This window comes from Pseudomonas oplopanacis (genome assembly GCF_057128725.1).
This window is the reverse complement of sequence record NZ_JBSKHV010000003.1, coordinates 211,143-224,797: the sequence shown is the minus strand read 5'-3', so window position 1 is coordinate 224,797 and position 13,655 is coordinate 211,143. Positions and strand designations below refer to the sequence as shown.

The window sequence follows — 13,655 nt, the reverse complement described above, 5'->3', positions numbered from 1 at the left end:
TACCTGAGGACCGCCAATTACTATGTCCATGACTCCCCGTGAAATCGTCCACGAACTCAATCGCCATATCATCGGCCAGGACGATGCCAAGCGCGCCGTCGCCATCGCGCTGCGTAACCGCTGGCGCCGGATGCAGCTGCCTGAAGAGCTGCGCGTTGAAGTAACCCCCAAGAACATCCTGATGATCGGCCCGACCGGTGTCGGTAAAACCGAAATCGCTCGCCGCCTGGCCAAACTCGCCAACGCGCCGTTCATCAAAGTCGAAGCGACCAAGTTCACCGAAGTCGGCTACGTCGGCCGCGACGTTGAATCGATCATTCGTGACCTCGCGGACGCAGCGATCAAGCTGCTGCGCGAACAGGAAATGACCAAGGTTCGCCATCGCGCTGAAGACGCTGCCGAAGATCGTATCCTCGACGCCCTGCTGCCACCGGCTCGCATGGGTTTCAGTAACGAAGACGCCGGATCGGCAACCGATTCCAACACCCGCCAGCTGTTCCGCAAGCGCCTGCGCGAAGGTCAGCTGGATGACAAGGAGATCGAAATCGAAGTCGCCGACGTGGCTGGCGTCGACATCTCCGCGCCACCGGGCATGGAAGAAATGACCAACCAGTTGCAGAGCCTGTTCGCCAACATGGGCAAGGGCAAAAAGAAAAGCCGCAAGCTCAAGGTCAAGGAAGCACTGAAACTGGTGCGAGACGAAGAAGCCGGCCGCCTGGTCAATGAAGAAGAGTTGAAGGCCAAGGCGCTGGAAGCGGTCGAGCAGCACGGTATCGTGTTCATCGACGAAATCGACAAGGTCGCCAAGCGTGGCAACTCCGGCGGCGTCGACGTGTCCCGTGAAGGCGTGCAGCGTGACTTGCTGCCGCTGATCGAAGGCTGCACCGTCAACACCAAGCTGGGCATGGTCAAGACCGACCACATTCTGTTCATTGCCTCCGGTGCATTCCACCTGAGCAAGCCGAGCGACCTGGTGCCTGAACTGCAAGGCCGTCTGCCGATTCGTGTCGAGCTCAAGGCACTGACACCGGAAGACTTCGAACGCATTCTCAGCGAACCGCACGCGTCGCTCACCGAGCAGTATTGCGCCTTGCTGAAAACCGAAGGCCTGGGCATCGAGTTCCAGCCAAGCGGCATCAAGCGCATTGCCGAGATCGCCTGGCAGGTCAACGAGAAGACCGAGAACATCGGCGCCCGTCGCCTGCACACCTTGCTCGAGCGCCTGCTTGAAGAGGTGTCGTTCAGCGCCGGTGACCTGGCCAGCGCCCATGACGGCAAGGTGATCATGATCGACGCCGACTACGTCAACAGCCACTTGGGCGAATTGGCGCAAAACGAAGACCTGTCCCGTTATATCCTGTAGGTCTCATTCTGTGAGGGCGGGCTTCTGTGGCGAGGGAGCTTGCTCCCGCTGGGTCGCGGAGCGGCCCCAAAATCGGCGAATGCGGTTTATCAGCAAGACCCATTCGCTGGATTTACGACTGCTGCGCAGCCGAGCGGGAGCAAGCTCCCTCGCCACAGGAATACCCGTCAGCACAGGGCCTACATAACGACGGAAGATCGGCCCCATGACGACCCAACTCCCCACCGACATCAAACTGCACAAAGCCTCGAAAACCCTGTCGCTGAAATACGCTTCCGGCGAGGAGTATCACCTGCGCGCCGAGTTCCTGCGCGTGCACTCTCCCTCCGCCGAGGTCCAGGGCCACGGCAAACCCATCCTGCAATTTGGCAAGATCAACGTAGGACTGACCAAGGTAGAACCGGCCGGTCAGTACGCACTGAAATTGACCTTCGACGACGGCCACGACAGCGGCCTGTTCACCTGGGAATACCTCTACGAACTGGCGCGACGTTATGACGCACTTTGGGACGACTATCTTGCCGAGCTCAAAGCCGCCGGAAAAACCCGCGACCCGAACGAATCCGTGGTCAAGCTGATGCTCTAGGTCAAGCCTCTTGCTCTTTAGAGGGCATTTTCTAATTTCATCTGTTTGAATGCTCCGCCTCAGGGCCAATGATTGGCCCGCTTGCGAAAAAAATTAAACTCGGGTAACCAATGGATCTGGCAAGTTCCCTGCAGTGCTCTCTGAACTAAAAAGCAGCGATGCAGAATTAACGGTCACCCGAGCAGTAGTACCTGGCATTGGCTGTATGACTGCACAGTCAGGCTCAGGTACTCGTCTCAGGACAATGGAGCGTCGTAGATGAGTAACAAGAATAACGATGACTTGAAATCTCAAGCCTCGGAAAACACTTTGGGGCTGAATCCTGTCGTTGGGCTGCGTGGTAAAGATCTACTGGCTTCTGCTCGCATGGTGCTCAGGCAGGCCATCAAACAACCGGTCCACAGTGCAAAGCATGTTGCCCATTTCGGCCTTGAACTGAAGAACGTGTTGTTCGGTAAATCCGAACTTCTTCCGACTCCCGAAGACCGTCGCTTCGCCGATCCGGCGTGGAGTCAGAACCCGCTCTATAAACGTTATCTGCAAACCTACCTGGCGTGGCGCAAGGAGCTCCACGACTGGATCGACGAGAGTAATCTGACGCCCAAGGATGTCGCGCGCGGGCACTTCGTGATCAACCTCATGACCGAAGCCATGGCCCCGACCAACACGGCGGCCAACCCGGCGGCAGTCAAGCGCTTCTTCGAAACCGGCGGCAAAAGCCTGCTCGATGGCCTTTCGCATCTGGCCAAGGACATGGTGCACAACGGCGGCATGCCGAGCCAGGTCAACATGGGCGCCTTCGAAGTCGGCAAGAGCCTGGGCGTGACCGAAGGCGCTGTGGTGTTCCGCAACGACGTGCTGGAACTGATCCAGTACAAGCCGACCACCGAACAAGTCTTCGAGCGCCCGCTGTTGGTGGTGCCGCCACAGATCAATAAATTCTACGTATTCGACTTGAGCCCGGAAAAGAGCCTGGCGCGCTACTGCCTTCGCAGCAATGTGCAGACCTTTATCGTCAGCTGGCGCAACCCGACCAAGGAACAGCGCGAGTGGGGCCTGTCGACTTACATCGAAGCGCTCAAGGAAGCGGTCGATGTGGTCAGCGCCATCACTGGCAGCAAAGACATCAACATGCTTGGCGCCTGCTCCGGCGGCATCACCTGCACCGCGCTGCTGGGCCATTACGCGGCACTCGGCGAGAAAAAGGTCAACGCCCTGACGCTGCTGGTCAGCGTGCTGGACACCACCCTGGACAGCGACGTCGCCCTGTTCGTCGACGAGCAAACCCTGGAATCCGCCAAGCGCCAGTCCTATCAGGCCGGTGTGCTGGAAGGCCGCGACATGGCGAAAGTCTTCGCCTGGATGCGCCCCAACGATTTGATCTGGAACTACTGGGTCAACAACTACCTGCTGGGTAACGAACCGCCGGTGTTCGACATCCTGTTCTGGAACAATGACACCACACGGTTGCCCGCCGCGTTCCACGGCGACCTGATCGAGATGTTCAAAAGTAATCCACTGATCCGTCCCGATGCACTGGAAGTGTGCGGTACGCCAATCGACCTGAAACAAGTCACCGCTGACATTTACAGCCTGGCCGGCACCACCGACCACATCACCCCGTGGAAGTCCTGCTACAAGTCGGCGCAACTGTTTGGCGGCAAGGTTGAATTCGTGCTGTCGAGCAGTGGGCATATCCAGAGCATCCTGAACCCGCCAGGCAACCCGAAATCGCGCTACATGACCAGCAGCGACATGCCGGTCAAGGCCGAAGACTGGCAAGAAAACTCCACCAAGCACACCGACTCCTGGTGGCTTCACTGGCAGACATGGCTGGGCGAACGTTCGGGCAAACTGAAGAAGGCCCCAACGGTTTATGGCAACAAAACCTTCACCGCCGGCGAAGCAGCGCCGGGCACTTATGTACATGAGCGGTAACTGACACACCCCACCCAGTGTGGGAGCGAGCTTGCTCGCGGAAGCGGCCCATCAGCGCAGCCTTTTTGGATGCGCTACCGCTATCGCGAGCAGGCTCACTCCTACAAGGGATCGGGGATGAATTCACCCACAGGGCCTTGAAGCATGCCGCAACCGTTCATATTCCGTACCGTCGACCTGGATGGCCAGACCCTCCGCACGGCGGTACGCCCCGGCAAGCCTCACTTGACGCCCTTGCTGATTTTCAACGGCATCGGCGCCAACCTGGAGCTGGTGTTTCCGTTCGTCGCGGCATTGGACCCGGACCTGGAAGTCATTGCGTTCGACGTCCCCGGTGTCGGCGGCTCGTCGACGCCGAATCGGCCGTACCGCTTTCCCGGTCTGGCGAAACTCACGGCACGGATGCTCGACTATCTCGACTATGGTCAAGTCAACGTGATCGGCGTTTCCTGGGGCGGCGCCCTCGCCCAGCAGTTTGCGTATGACTACCCCGAACGCTGCAAGAAACTCGTGTTGGCGGCCACCGCGGCCGGCGCAGTCATGGTGCCGGGCAAACCGAAAGTGCTGTGGATGATGGCCAGCCCACGACGCTACATCCAGCCGTCACACGTGATCCGCATCGCCCCGATGATCTATGGCGGCGCGTTCCGTCGCGACCCCACCCTGGCGGCCAGCCACGCGGCGAAAGTCCGTTCGGCGGGCAAGCTCGGTTATTACTGGCAGCTGTTTGCCGGCCTGGGCTGGACCAGCATTCACTGGCTGCACAAGATCAACCAGCCGACGCTGGTACTGGCCGGTGACGACGATCCACTGATCCCGTTGGTCAACATGCGCCTGCTGGCCTGGCGAATTCCCAACGCCCAGTTGCACATCATCGATGACGGGCATCTGTTCCTGATCACCCGCGCCGAAGCCGTGGCACCGATCATCATGAAATTCCTCGAGGAAGAACGTCAGCGCGCCGTGATGCATCCGCATCCTTCGCCGTTGGGCAGTTAGTCGCTTCATCGGCCGGCAGGACGCCGCGCCGCGCAACAACCCACAACAGCGTCTATGGTGATCTGGTTCAGTGAGTTTGTTTTTGGCTTGAAACGAAGGAGTGTTGAGACATGCGCGACAAACCAGCGAGAGACGCTTTACCCACTCCCGCCGCGTTCATCAACGCACAGAGTGCGATTACCGGCCTGCGTGGCCGGGATCTGATTTCGACCTTGCGCAGCGTGGCGGCCCACAGCTTGCGCAACCCGGTGCACAGCGCCCGACACGCCTTGAAACTGGGCGGTCAGTTGGGCCGTGTCTTATTGGGTGAAACCTTGCACGCGACCAACCCGCAGGACAGTCGTTTCAGCGACCCGGCGTGGAGTCTCAACCCGTTTTATCGTCGCAGCCTGCAGGCCTATCTGAGCTGGCAGAAACAGGTCAAAAACTGGATCGACGACAGCGCCATGTCCCCCGACGATCGTGCCCGCGCGCACTTTGCGTTTGCCTTGCTCAATGACGCCGTGTCGCCGTCCAACACCCTGCTCAATCCGCTGGCGATAAAGGAGATCTTCAATTCCGGCGGCAACAGCCTGGTGCGCGGTATCAGCCATCTGGTCGACGACTTCCTGCACAACGACGGTCTGCCCCGGCAAGTCACCAAGCAAGCGTTTGAAGTGGGCAGAACGGTAGCCACCACCACTGGCTCGGTGGTGTTTCGCAACGAGCTGCTGGAGCTGATCCAGTACAAGCCGATGAGCGAAAAACAATATTCCAAACCGCTGCTGGTGGTGCCACCGCAGATCAACAAGTACTACATTTTCGACCTGAGCCCGCATAACAGCTTCGTCCAGTTCGCCCTGAAAAACGGCCTGCAGACGTTCATGATCAGTTGGCGCAATCCGGATGTGCGCCATCGCGAATGGGGGCTGTCGACCTACGTTGAAGCCGTGGAAGAAGCGATGAATGTCTGCCGTGCGATCACTGGTGCGCGCGAGGTGAACCTGATGGGCGCCTGCGCTGGCGGGCTGACCATCGCCGCGCTGCAAGGACACCTGCAGGCAAAGCGGCAGCTGCGCCGCGTGTCGAGCGCGACCTATCTGGTGAGCCTGCTCGACAGTCAGATGGACTCCCCGGCGACGCTGTTCGCCGACGAGCAGACCCTTGAGGCGGCCAAGCGCAAGTCGTATCAGAAAGGTGTGCTGGATGGTCGCGACATGGCCAAGGTGTTCGCCTGGATGCGCCCCAACGACTTGATCTGGAGTTATTTCGTCAATAACTACCTGCTCGGCAAAGAACCGCCAGCGTTCGACATCCTCTACTGGAACAACGACAACACACGGCTGCCGGCGGCCTTTCATGGCGATCTGCTGGACTTCTTCAAACACAACCCGCTGAGCCATCCGGGCGGCCTTGAAGTGTGCGGCACGCCCATCGACTTGCAGAAAGTCACCGTCGACAGCTTCAGCGTCGCGGGCATCAACGACCACATCACGCCGTGGGATGCGGTGTACCGCTCGACGCTGTTGCTGGGTGGCGAGCGACGCTTCGTGCTGTCCAACAGCGGTCACGTGCAGAGCATTCTCAACCCGCCGAGCAACCCGAAAGCCAACTACGTCGAAGGCGCAAAGCTGAGCAGCGATCCACGGGCCTGGTATTACGACGCCAAGCAGGTCGACGGCAGTTGGTGGACGCAATGGCTGGAGTGGATTCAGCAACGGTCCGGCGCGCTGAAAGAAACCCACATGGCCCTCGGCAATCAGAATTATCCACCGCAGGAGGCAGCACCCGGTACTTACGTGCGTGTGCGCTGACGTTCAACCCACCACGGCCGACGCTGGCCGTGGCATTGACTCGACCATTAAGAAGACTGGATGAAAACCCGCGACCGGATTCTCGAATGTGCTTTGCAGTTGTTCAATCAGAAAGGCGAACCGAACGTCTCCACCATGGAAGTTGCCAACGAGATGGGCATCAGCCCCGGCAACCTCTACTACCACTTTCACGGCAAGGAGCCGTTGATTCTCGGGTTGTTCGAGCGCTTCCAGGCTGAACTGGCGCCGCTGCTCGACCCTCCTGCCGATGTGGAACTGGCACCGGACGATTACTGGCTGTTCCTGCACCTGATCGTCGAACGGCTGTCGCATTACCGGTTTCTGTTCCAGGACCTGTCGAACCTCGCCGGACGCCTGCCCAAACTGGCCAAGGGCATCCGCAACCTGCTCAATGCGCTGAAGCGCACCTTGGCGTCATTGTTGGCGCGGTTGAAGGCTCAGGGGCAATTGGTCAGTGATACGCAGGCGCTGGGGCAGTTGGTGGAGCAGATCACCATGACGCTGCTGTTCTCGCTGGACTACCAGCGGATTCTTGATCGTGAGGGTGAGGTGAGGCTGGTGGTGTACCAGATCATGATGCTGGTGGCGCCGCACTTGCTGCCGCCGATCAAGGTGGCGACCGAGCAGATGGCCCTCCAATACCTGGAAGAACACGAGTAGTCCCGACCACTGACAACCCTGTGGGAGCGAGCCTGCTCGCGAAAGCGGCATATCATTCAACATTGATGGCGACTGATACACCGCTTTCGCGAGCAGGCTCGCTCCCACATTTGATCTGCGGCGTTTGCAAAACCGCTCACAAACAAAAACGCCCGACCTTGGCAGGCCGGGCGTTTTTTTGAGCCCTGAAAATCAGGACTGACTGGTTGGCGTCGTTGCTGGCGCTACAGTCGGGGTTACAGCAGGGGTCGGCGCGGTAGCAGAGTTCGATGCGCTGACCGGGGCGACCGGGGTTGCCGGTTTGGCAACAGCAGCCACTGCTGGTTTTGGTGCGGCGGCTTTCGGCGCAGCCGGTTTTTTCACCGCTGGCTTCTTCGCTGCAGCAGGTTTTGCTGCTGGCTTGGCGGCCGGTTTGGCAGCTGCGGTTTTGGCAACTGGCTTGGCGGCTGGTTTTGCTGCTGGCTTGGCGGCTGCTTTGGCGGCAACCGGTTTAGCCGCTGGCTTGGCTGCAGCAGGTTTTGCTGCGGCAGTTTTGGCGGCAGGCTTGGCCGCTGCTTTCGCAGCTGGTTTGGCTGCCGGTTTAGCGGCTGCTTTGGCCAGTGGCTTGGCAGCGGTTTTAGCCGCTGGTTTGGCTGCTGCGGTTTTCGCCGCAACAGGCGCAACCTTGGCACCGGTGAGTTTTTCGATTTGCTTGGTCAGGGTATCGACCTTGCTGTGCAGTGCTTTCACTTCGTTGCGGCTCGGGACACCAAGGCGCGAAATGGCACTGTTCAGACGCTTGTCGAAAGCCCCTTCCAGCTCATCCCATTTGCCCAGTGCACGATCTTTAACGCCAGTGATGCGCGACTTGGCCGACGAAGCGGAATCCTTGACGTCATCGACTTTCTTGCCAACAGCGCTCTTGGTGAGCTTCTCGGCTTTCTCGCCGTCTTTGACCAATGTATCGAAGAGCTTGCTGCCGTCAGTGTCGATCTTCGAGTACACGCCTAAACCAGCCAGCCAGATTTTGCGGGAGTAGTCTTCGACTTTCCCGATCCACGAGCTGCCTTCTTTTGCGGTGTTCTTTTTAACAGCCATCCCGTTCTCCTTAAGATTTACGCGCGACGCGTTCGAGCAATGCCGTCAGCTCATCGAGCTTAGCAGAGAGTGTCTCAACGTCATGTTTAGACGGAATGCCGATACGATTCAAGGCACTTGCGACACGCGAGTCAAAAGCCTTCTCGACCTTGTCGAGTTGAACTTCGACCTTGCCTTTGAAAGTACTCACTTCACTCTTGGCTTCAACGATCTCGGCGTTAGCGGCTTCAAGCTTTTCAGCCACTACTTTTTTGCCTTTCTTTTCAACAGTTTGACCAGCCTTGATCAACTCTTGAAAGTATTCGCTACCCTCTTGCCCGACCTTGGCGTAGGCACCCAGGCCTGCCAGCCAGATCTTGCGGGCATAGGATTTGACGTCGCCCAGAGCTGTAGTCGAAGCGTCGATTTTTTTCTTCAAAATAACTTTGGCCATGGTGCACCTCACGCGCAGAAGGTTTGAGGAACTGCCCGGACAAGTGTCGGGCTCAGGCACAAAGTAGGGAGAAAAATTAGAAACGGCACCCTAACAACTGACATAAACCTTCGGAGGCACCGCAATAAAAATGTGGGAGCGAGCCTGCTCGCGAAAGCGTCAGGTCACCAACATCAATGCTGAATGACACACCGTCTTCGCGAGCAGGCTCGCTCCCACATTTGATTTTCATTCCAACCGGAAATCAGACGAGGGCTTTATCCAGCGCCTTCTCGATTTCAGATTTGATCATGCCGCTCATGGCCGACATCATCAGGCCCAATTCCACATCGACGCGGATCGAATCGTCGCTGACATGCACCGCGCCTTTCACTCCCGAGCGCTTGAGATTCAGCGTGTCGCCGGACCACTGCGGCTCCAGGCCATATTGCTCGGACAGTTTCTGCGCCAGCTTGTCGGCCTTCTCGCGGGCCGCTTCCTTGCCCAGGCCGTGGGCACGCTCAACACTAATACGGGCCATCGAATGACTCCTGCGTTATGGATACGTTCCTGAAGCATCTTGACCATTACTGCGTCAAAACGTCCCGGTGGTTGCCCATCTTACCTTCAGCCTTGCCAAGACAAAGCATGCCTTGGGGATTAGAATGTCCCGCATTCTCTTCTGGTGACAGCGATATGACTGATCAGCGCAAAGGCAGCGATGCCGAACCCACCACACACTTCGGTTTCAAAAACGTTCCGGAAAGCCAAAAAGCGGAAAAAGTCGCTGAGGTTTTCCATTCGGTAGCCGCCAAGTACGACTTGATGAACGACCTCCTGTCGGGCGGCATGCACCGTTTGTGGAAGCGTTTCGCAATCGAGCTTTCGGGCGTGCGCACTGGTAATCGCGTACTCGACATCGCCGGCGGCACGGGCGACCTGACCAAGAAATTCTCGCACCTCGTCGGCCCGACCGGCCAGGTGGTATTGGCCGACATCAACGAATCCATGCTCAAGGTCGGTCGTGACCGCCTGCTGGACCTCGGTGTCGCCGGCAACGTCGAATTCGTTCAGGCTGACGCCGAAAAGCTGCCGTTCCCGGACAACCATTTCGACTGCGTGACCATCGCTTTCGGCCTGCGCAACGTTACCCATAAAGAAGACGCCCTGCGTTCGATGCTGCGCGTGCTGAAACCGGGCGGCCGTTTGCTGGTACTGGAGTTCTCCAAGCCGACCAATGCGCTGATGTCCAAAGCCTACGACGCCTACTCGTTCGCCTTCATGCCGCTGATGGGCAAGCTGATCACCAACGACTCGGAAAGCTATCGCTACCTGGCCGAATCGATCCGCATGCACCCGAATCAGGAAACCCTGAAGTCGATGATGGTCGAGGCCGGTTTCGACCGCGTGACCTACCACAACATGACCGCAGGCATCGTCGCCCTGCACCGCGGCATCAAACCCTGATGTTGCTGGCCGGCCTGCTCGCCAGCGTTGAACTCGGCCTTAACCGGGTGCTGCGTCTCGACAGCACGGCGCTGCCGCGGCTGGCGCATTTAAGCGGTCGGGTGATTGCCGTCGACTGCCGCAGCCCGGCATTGCAGCTGTTCATCCTGCCCAGCGATGAAGGCATGATGCTCGCTTCCCATTGGGAAACCGGCGCCGACTGCACCCTGCGTGCACCGGCCTCTAGCCTGTTGAAACTGGCGATGAGCAAGGACAAGACCTCGGTCCTGCATGGCCCTGAAGTCGAACTCGACGGTGACAGCGGCGTGCTGCTGGAGCTGGCGGCGATCCTTCAGGACCTCGAACTGGACTGGGAGTACGAACTCTCGCGCTGGCTGGGACCGGTGGCCACGCAACTGGTTGGCGGTCACCTGCGAAGTCGCGCTCGCTGGTATCAGCAAGGGTTCGTCAGCCTGGGGCAGAACCTCGGCGAATACCTGGCTGAAGAGTCGCGCACCCTCGTCGGCCAGCGCGAGGCCGAAGCCCGTTTCAGTGAATTGGACCAGATCAAACTCGATCTGGAACGTCTCGAGGCGCGTTTCGAGCGCCTTTCCCGATCCCTCGACCCAAGCGATAACGCATGAAGCTGCTTGCCGTCCGCCGTTTGTTGCGCATCCAGCGCGTTGTGATTCGTTACCGCCTCGATGACCTGCTGTTTGCCCTGCCGCTGCCCTGGTTTCTGCTGGCGCTGCGTTACGCCTTGCCGTGGCGCTGGTTCCCGCGCAAGACGCTGGACCTGAGCCGTGGTGCGCGATTGCGCCTGGCGTTGCAGGACCTTGGGCCGATTTTCATCAAGTTCGGGCAGATTTTGTCCACCCGCCGCGACCTGTTGCCGGAAGACATCGCCGATGAGCTGATGAAGCTGCAGGACCGCGTGCCGCCGTTCGACTCGCAAGTCTCGGTAAGGTTGATCGAAGAGCAGCTCGGCAAGAAGATCAGTGAAGTGTTCAGCCGTTTCGACGTCGAGCCGCTGGCGTCCGCCTCGGTAGCGCAGGTGCATGCCGCGCAGTTGAAAACCGGCGAAGAAGTGGTGGTCAAGGTGATCCGCCCGGGCCTCAAGCCGATCATCGCCCAGGATCTGGCGTGGTTATTCATCCTCGCTCGCGCCGCTGAAAAGCTCTCGGCCGACGCGCGCCTGCTGCACCCGGTGGACGTGGTCCAGGATTACGAAAAAACCATCTACGACGAACTCGACCTGCTGCGCGAAGCGGCCAACGCCAGCCAGTTGAAGCGCAACTTCGAAGGCTCGCCGTTGCTGTACGTGCCGCAAGTCTATTGGGACTGGTGCCGGCCGAAAGTGTTGGTGATGGAGCGCATCTACGGCATCCAGGTCACCGACCTGGCCACCCTGGCCGACCAGCGCACCGACATGAAAATGCTCGCCGAACGCGGTGTGGAGATCTTCTTCACCCAGGTGTTCCGCGACAGCTTCTTCCACGCCGACATGCACCCCGGCAACATCTTCGTCAGCACCGTCAACCCGTGGAGCCCGCAGTACATCGCGATCGACTGCGGCATCGTCGGCAGCCTGACCCCGGAAGACCAAGACTATCTCGCCCGCAACCTGTTCGCTTTCTTCAAGCGTGACTACCGCCGTGTGGCGCAATTGCACATCGATTCGGGCTGGGTGCCGGCGGAAACCAAACTCAACGAATTCGAAGCGGCGATCCGCACCGTGTGCGAACCGATCTTCGAAAAACCGTTAAAAGATATTTCCTTCGGCCAGGTGCTGATGCGCCTGTTCCAGACCGCTCGACGCTTCAATATGGAAGTGCAACCGCAGCTCGTGCTGCTGCAAAAAACCTTGTTGAACATCGAAGGCCTGGGCCGTCAGCTGTACCCGGACCTGGACTTGTGGAACACCGCGCAGCCGTTCCTTGAGCGCTGGATGCGCGAGCGTGTCAGCCCCAAAGCCTTGATCGGCAACGTGCAGAGCCAGTTCGAACAGCTGCCGCACCTGGCCAACATGGCCCGCGACCTGCTCGAACGCATGTCCCAACCCCACGCCTACGACCCGCCACCGCCCTGGCATAAACGCAAGGATGACTGGTTCTTGCGCCTGCTCGGCTGCGCACACCTGGCGGGCGGCGTTATTCTGCTGGCCGGCGGACCGCTGAACGAGCTGGGTCATTGGCCCGGGGGAATCATGGTGGCCGTTGGTTTGTATCTGGTCGTTCGCCGATAGCCAGTCACGCAAGTCGCTGGCACACTGTTCAGACGCTTGGGCTCTACTCATGAAGTGTGGAGCCCGCTGTCGGAGTCGAAGATGAAAAACTGGCTGGACGAGATCAAGTGGGACGCTGATGGCCTGGTGCCGGCGATTGCCCAGGATCACAAGACCGGGCGCGTCCTGATGATGGCCTGGATGAACCGTGAAGCGCTGGAACTGACCGCTGCCGAGAACCGTGCCATTTACTGGTCGCGCTCCCGTGGCAAGCTGTGGCGCAAGGGCGAAGAGTCCGGCCACGTGCAAACCCTGCATGAGATGCGCCTGGACTGCGACGCCGACGTGATCATCCTGATGGTCGAGCAGATCGGCGACATCGCCTGTCATACCGGCCGCCAAAGTTGCTTCTACCGCGTCTTCGAGAACGGCGACTGGACAACCGTCGACCCGGTGCTCAAGGACCCGCACGCTATCTATTCCGCAGGGCACAAACATGAGTGACACGCTGACCCGCCTGGCCGAAGTGCTGGAAGAGCGCAAAGGCGCCGCCGCCGACAGCTCGTATGTCGCCAGCCTGTACCACAAGGGCTTGAACAAGATTCTGGAAAAAGTCGGCGAAGAGTCGGTCGAAACCATCATTGCTGCCAAGGATGCCGCCATCAGCGGCGACTGCAGCGATGTGATCTACGAGACCGCCGATTTGTGGTTCCACAGCATGGTCATGCTCGCCCAACTGGGGCAGCATCCGCAGGCTGTACTTGATGAACTGGACCGTCGCTTCGGTCTGTCCGGACACGCCGAGAAAGCCTCGCGCCCGTCCGCCTGAACAATTATTAGAGAGGAGCAGCAACATGGGCATTTTTGACTGGAAACACTGGATCGTCATCCTGGTTGTTGTCGTATTGGTATTCGGCACCAAGAAACTGAAAAACCTCGGCACGGACGTGGGCGAATCGATCAAGGGCTTCAAGAAAGCCATGAACGATGACGAAAAACCGGCCGATCCGACCGTGACCCCGGCGCAACCGGTTCCGCCTGTTCAGCCGCAGACCACGCAGTCCGTGAACCAGCCGCACACCATCGACGTGCAGGCACAAAAAGTCGAAGAGCCGATCCGCAAAGACGTGTGAGCA

At 59.2% G+C, this 13,655-nt stretch carries 15 protein-coding genes; 12 read left to right on the top strand and 3 right to left on the bottom strand.

Annotated elements, in window-relative coordinates; all coding sequences use genetic code 11:
* The first annotated feature begins 22 nt into the window (after positions 1–22).
* From hslU to ACWKV5_RS08990, 6 genes are all read left to right on the top strand, one after another.
* Positions 23–1,363, top strand: coding sequence for an ATP-dependent protease ATPase subunit HslU (gene hslU, locus ACWKV5_RS09015; RefSeq protein WP_483840995.1), 1,341 nt, complete (start codon positions 23–25; stop codon positions 1,361–1,363).
* A 205-nt stretch (positions 1,364–1,568) separates the two neighbouring features.
* Entirely contained in the window at positions 1,569–1,949 is a 381-nt protein-coding gene (locus ACWKV5_RS09010) for a gamma-butyrobetaine hydroxylase family protein (protein ID WP_483840994.1), read from the top strand.
* Between the two features lie 258 nt (positions 1,950–2,207).
* The gene (gene phaC, locus ACWKV5_RS09005; RefSeq protein WP_483840993.1) at positions 2,208–3,887 is read left to right on the top strand and encodes a class II poly(R)-hydroxyalkanoic acid synthase; all 1,680 of its coding nucleotides are present in this window, start codon (positions 2,208–2,210) and stop codon (positions 3,885–3,887) included.
* A 144-nt stretch (positions 3,888–4,031) separates the two neighbouring features.
* Positions 4,032–4,886: a poly(3-hydroxyalkanoate) depolymerase gene (phaZ, locus tag ACWKV5_RS09000; protein ID WP_123435489.1), complete on the top strand. Its 855-nt coding sequence runs from the start codon at positions 4,032–4,034 to the stop codon at positions 4,884–4,886.
* A gap of 110 nt (positions 4,887–4,996) precedes the next feature.
* Positions 4,997–6,679: a class II poly(R)-hydroxyalkanoic acid synthase gene (gene phaC, locus ACWKV5_RS08995; protein WP_483840992.1), complete on the top strand. Its 1,683-nt coding sequence runs from the start codon at positions 4,997–4,999 to the stop codon at positions 6,677–6,679.
* Between the two features lie 60 nt (positions 6,680–6,739).
* Positions 6,740–7,360: a TetR/AcrR family transcriptional regulator gene (locus tag ACWKV5_RS08990; RefSeq protein ID WP_483840991.1), complete on the top strand. Its 621-nt coding sequence runs from the start codon at positions 6,740–6,742 to the stop codon at positions 7,358–7,360.
* Positions 7,361–7,552: 192 nt separating this feature from the next.
* Here the strand turns inward: ACWKV5_RS08990 and ACWKV5_RS08985 are convergent, their stop codons facing one another.
* The 3 genes from ACWKV5_RS08985 to ACWKV5_RS08975 form a co-directional block, all read right to left on the bottom strand.
* A complete protein-coding gene (locus ACWKV5_RS08985) occupies positions 7,553–8,437 on the bottom strand; it encodes a phasin family protein (protein WP_483840990.1) in 885 nt (294 codons plus the stop codon).
* 10 nt (positions 8,438–8,447) lie between these two features.
* Complete coding sequence (locus tag ACWKV5_RS08980; RefSeq protein ID WP_027922115.1) at positions 8,448–8,870, bottom strand: phasin family protein; 423 nt, start codon at positions 8,868–8,870, stop codon at positions 8,448–8,450.
* Between the two features lie 244 nt (positions 8,871–9,114).
* Positions 9,115–9,390 (bottom strand): polyhydroxyalkanoic acid system family protein, encoded by a 276-nt coding sequence (locus ACWKV5_RS08975; RefSeq protein ID WP_077432309.1) that lies wholly within the window; start codon positions 9,388–9,390, stop codon positions 9,115–9,117.
* 155 nt (positions 9,391–9,545) lie between these two features.
* Here ACWKV5_RS08975 and ubiE point away from each other — a divergent pair, with 155 nt between their 5' ends.
* From ubiE to ACWKV5_RS08945, 6 genes are all read left to right on the top strand, one after another.
* Positions 9,546–10,316, top strand: coding sequence for a bifunctional demethylmenaquinone methyltransferase/2-methoxy-6-polyprenyl-1,4-benzoquinol methylase UbiE (gene ubiE, locus ACWKV5_RS08970; RefSeq protein WP_007948968.1), 771 nt, complete (start codon positions 9,546–9,548; stop codon positions 10,314–10,316).
* Positions 10,316–10,939 (top strand): ubiquinone biosynthesis accessory factor UbiJ, encoded by a 624-nt coding sequence (locus ACWKV5_RS08965; protein WP_483840989.1) that lies wholly within the window; start codon positions 10,316–10,318, stop codon positions 10,937–10,939. Before ubiE ends, ACWKV5_RS08965 begins: the two co-directional genes overlap by 1 nt.
* Positions 10,936–12,540 carry a ubiquinone biosynthesis regulatory protein kinase UbiB gene (gene ubiB / locus ACWKV5_RS08960; RefSeq protein ID WP_483840988.1) on the top strand — a complete coding sequence of 535 codons (1,605 nt, stop codon included), beginning with the start codon at positions 10,936–10,938 and terminating at the stop codon, positions 12,538–12,540. Before ACWKV5_RS08965 ends, ubiB begins: the two co-directional genes overlap by 4 nt.
* 81 nt (positions 12,541–12,621) lie before the next feature.
* Positions 12,622–13,023, top strand: a complete 402-nt coding sequence (gene hisI, locus ACWKV5_RS08955; RefSeq protein WP_046816940.1) for a phosphoribosyl-AMP cyclohydrolase — start codon at positions 12,622–12,624, stop codon at positions 13,021–13,023.
* Complete coding sequence (locus tag ACWKV5_RS08950; RefSeq protein WP_008047820.1) at positions 13,016–13,348, top strand: phosphoribosyl-ATP diphosphatase; 333 nt, start codon at positions 13,016–13,018, stop codon at positions 13,346–13,348. The genes hisI and ACWKV5_RS08950 overlap by 8 nt, the downstream gene beginning before the upstream one ends.
* A 25-nt stretch (positions 13,349–13,373) precedes the next feature.
* The gene (locus tag ACWKV5_RS08945) at positions 13,374–13,652 is read left to right on the top strand and encodes a twin-arginine translocase TatA/TatE family subunit (protein ID WP_010464483.1); all 279 of its coding nucleotides are present in this window, start codon (positions 13,374–13,376) and stop codon (positions 13,650–13,652) included.
* The last annotated feature ends 3 nt before the right edge of the window (positions 13,653–13,655 follow it).

What these genes read in the sequence shown, in the direction of transcription:
- hslU (WP_483840995.1), top strand. Translation starts at nt 23, where the DNA reads ATGTCCATGACTCCCCGTGAAATCGTCCACGAACTCAATCGCCATATC.
- ACWKV5_RS09010 (WP_483840994.1), top strand. Translation starts at nt 1,569, where the DNA reads ATGACGACCCAACTCCCCACCGACATCAAACTGCACAAAGCCTCGAAA.
- phaC (WP_483840993.1), top strand. Translation starts at nt 2,208, where the DNA reads ATGAGTAACAAGAATAACGATGACTTGAAATCTCAAGCCTCGGAAAAC.
- phaZ (WP_123435489.1), top strand. Translation starts at nt 4,032, where the DNA reads ATGCCGCAACCGTTCATATTCCGTACCGTCGACCTGGATGGCCAGACC.
- phaC (WP_483840992.1), top strand. Translation starts at nt 4,997, where the DNA reads ATGCGCGACAAACCAGCGAGAGACGCTTTACCCACTCCCGCCGCGTTC.
- ACWKV5_RS08990 (WP_483840991.1), top strand. Translation starts at nt 6,740, where the DNA reads ATGAAAACCCGCGACCGGATTCTCGAATGTGCTTTGCAGTTGTTCAAT.
- ACWKV5_RS08985 (WP_483840990.1), bottom strand. Translation starts at nt 8,437, where the DNA reads ATGGCTGTTAAAAAGAACACCGCAAAAGAAGGCAGCTCGTGGATCGGG.
- ACWKV5_RS08980 (WP_027922115.1), bottom strand. Translation starts at nt 8,870, where the DNA reads ATGGCCAAAGTTATTTTGAAGAAAAAAATCGACGCTTCGACTACAGCT.
- ACWKV5_RS08975 (WP_077432309.1), bottom strand. Translation starts at nt 9,390, where the DNA reads ATGGCCCGTATTAGTGTTGAGCGTGCCCACGGCCTGGGCAAGGAAGCG.
- ubiE (WP_007948968.1), top strand. Translation starts at nt 9,546, where the DNA reads ATGACTGATCAGCGCAAAGGCAGCGATGCCGAACCCACCACACACTTC.
- ACWKV5_RS08965 (WP_483840989.1), top strand. Translation starts at nt 10,316, where the DNA reads ATGTTGCTGGCCGGCCTGCTCGCCAGCGTTGAACTCGGCCTTAACCGG.
- ubiB (WP_483840988.1), top strand. Translation starts at nt 10,936, where the DNA reads ATGAAGCTGCTTGCCGTCCGCCGTTTGTTGCGCATCCAGCGCGTTGTG.
- hisI (WP_046816940.1), top strand. Translation starts at nt 12,622, where the DNA reads ATGAAAAACTGGCTGGACGAGATCAAGTGGGACGCTGATGGCCTGGTG.
- ACWKV5_RS08950 (WP_008047820.1), top strand. Translation starts at nt 13,016, where the DNA reads ATGAGTGACACGCTGACCCGCCTGGCCGAAGTGCTGGAAGAGCGCAAA.
- ACWKV5_RS08945 (WP_010464483.1), top strand. Translation starts at nt 13,374, where the DNA reads ATGGGCATTTTTGACTGGAAACACTGGATCGTCATCCTGGTTGTTGTC.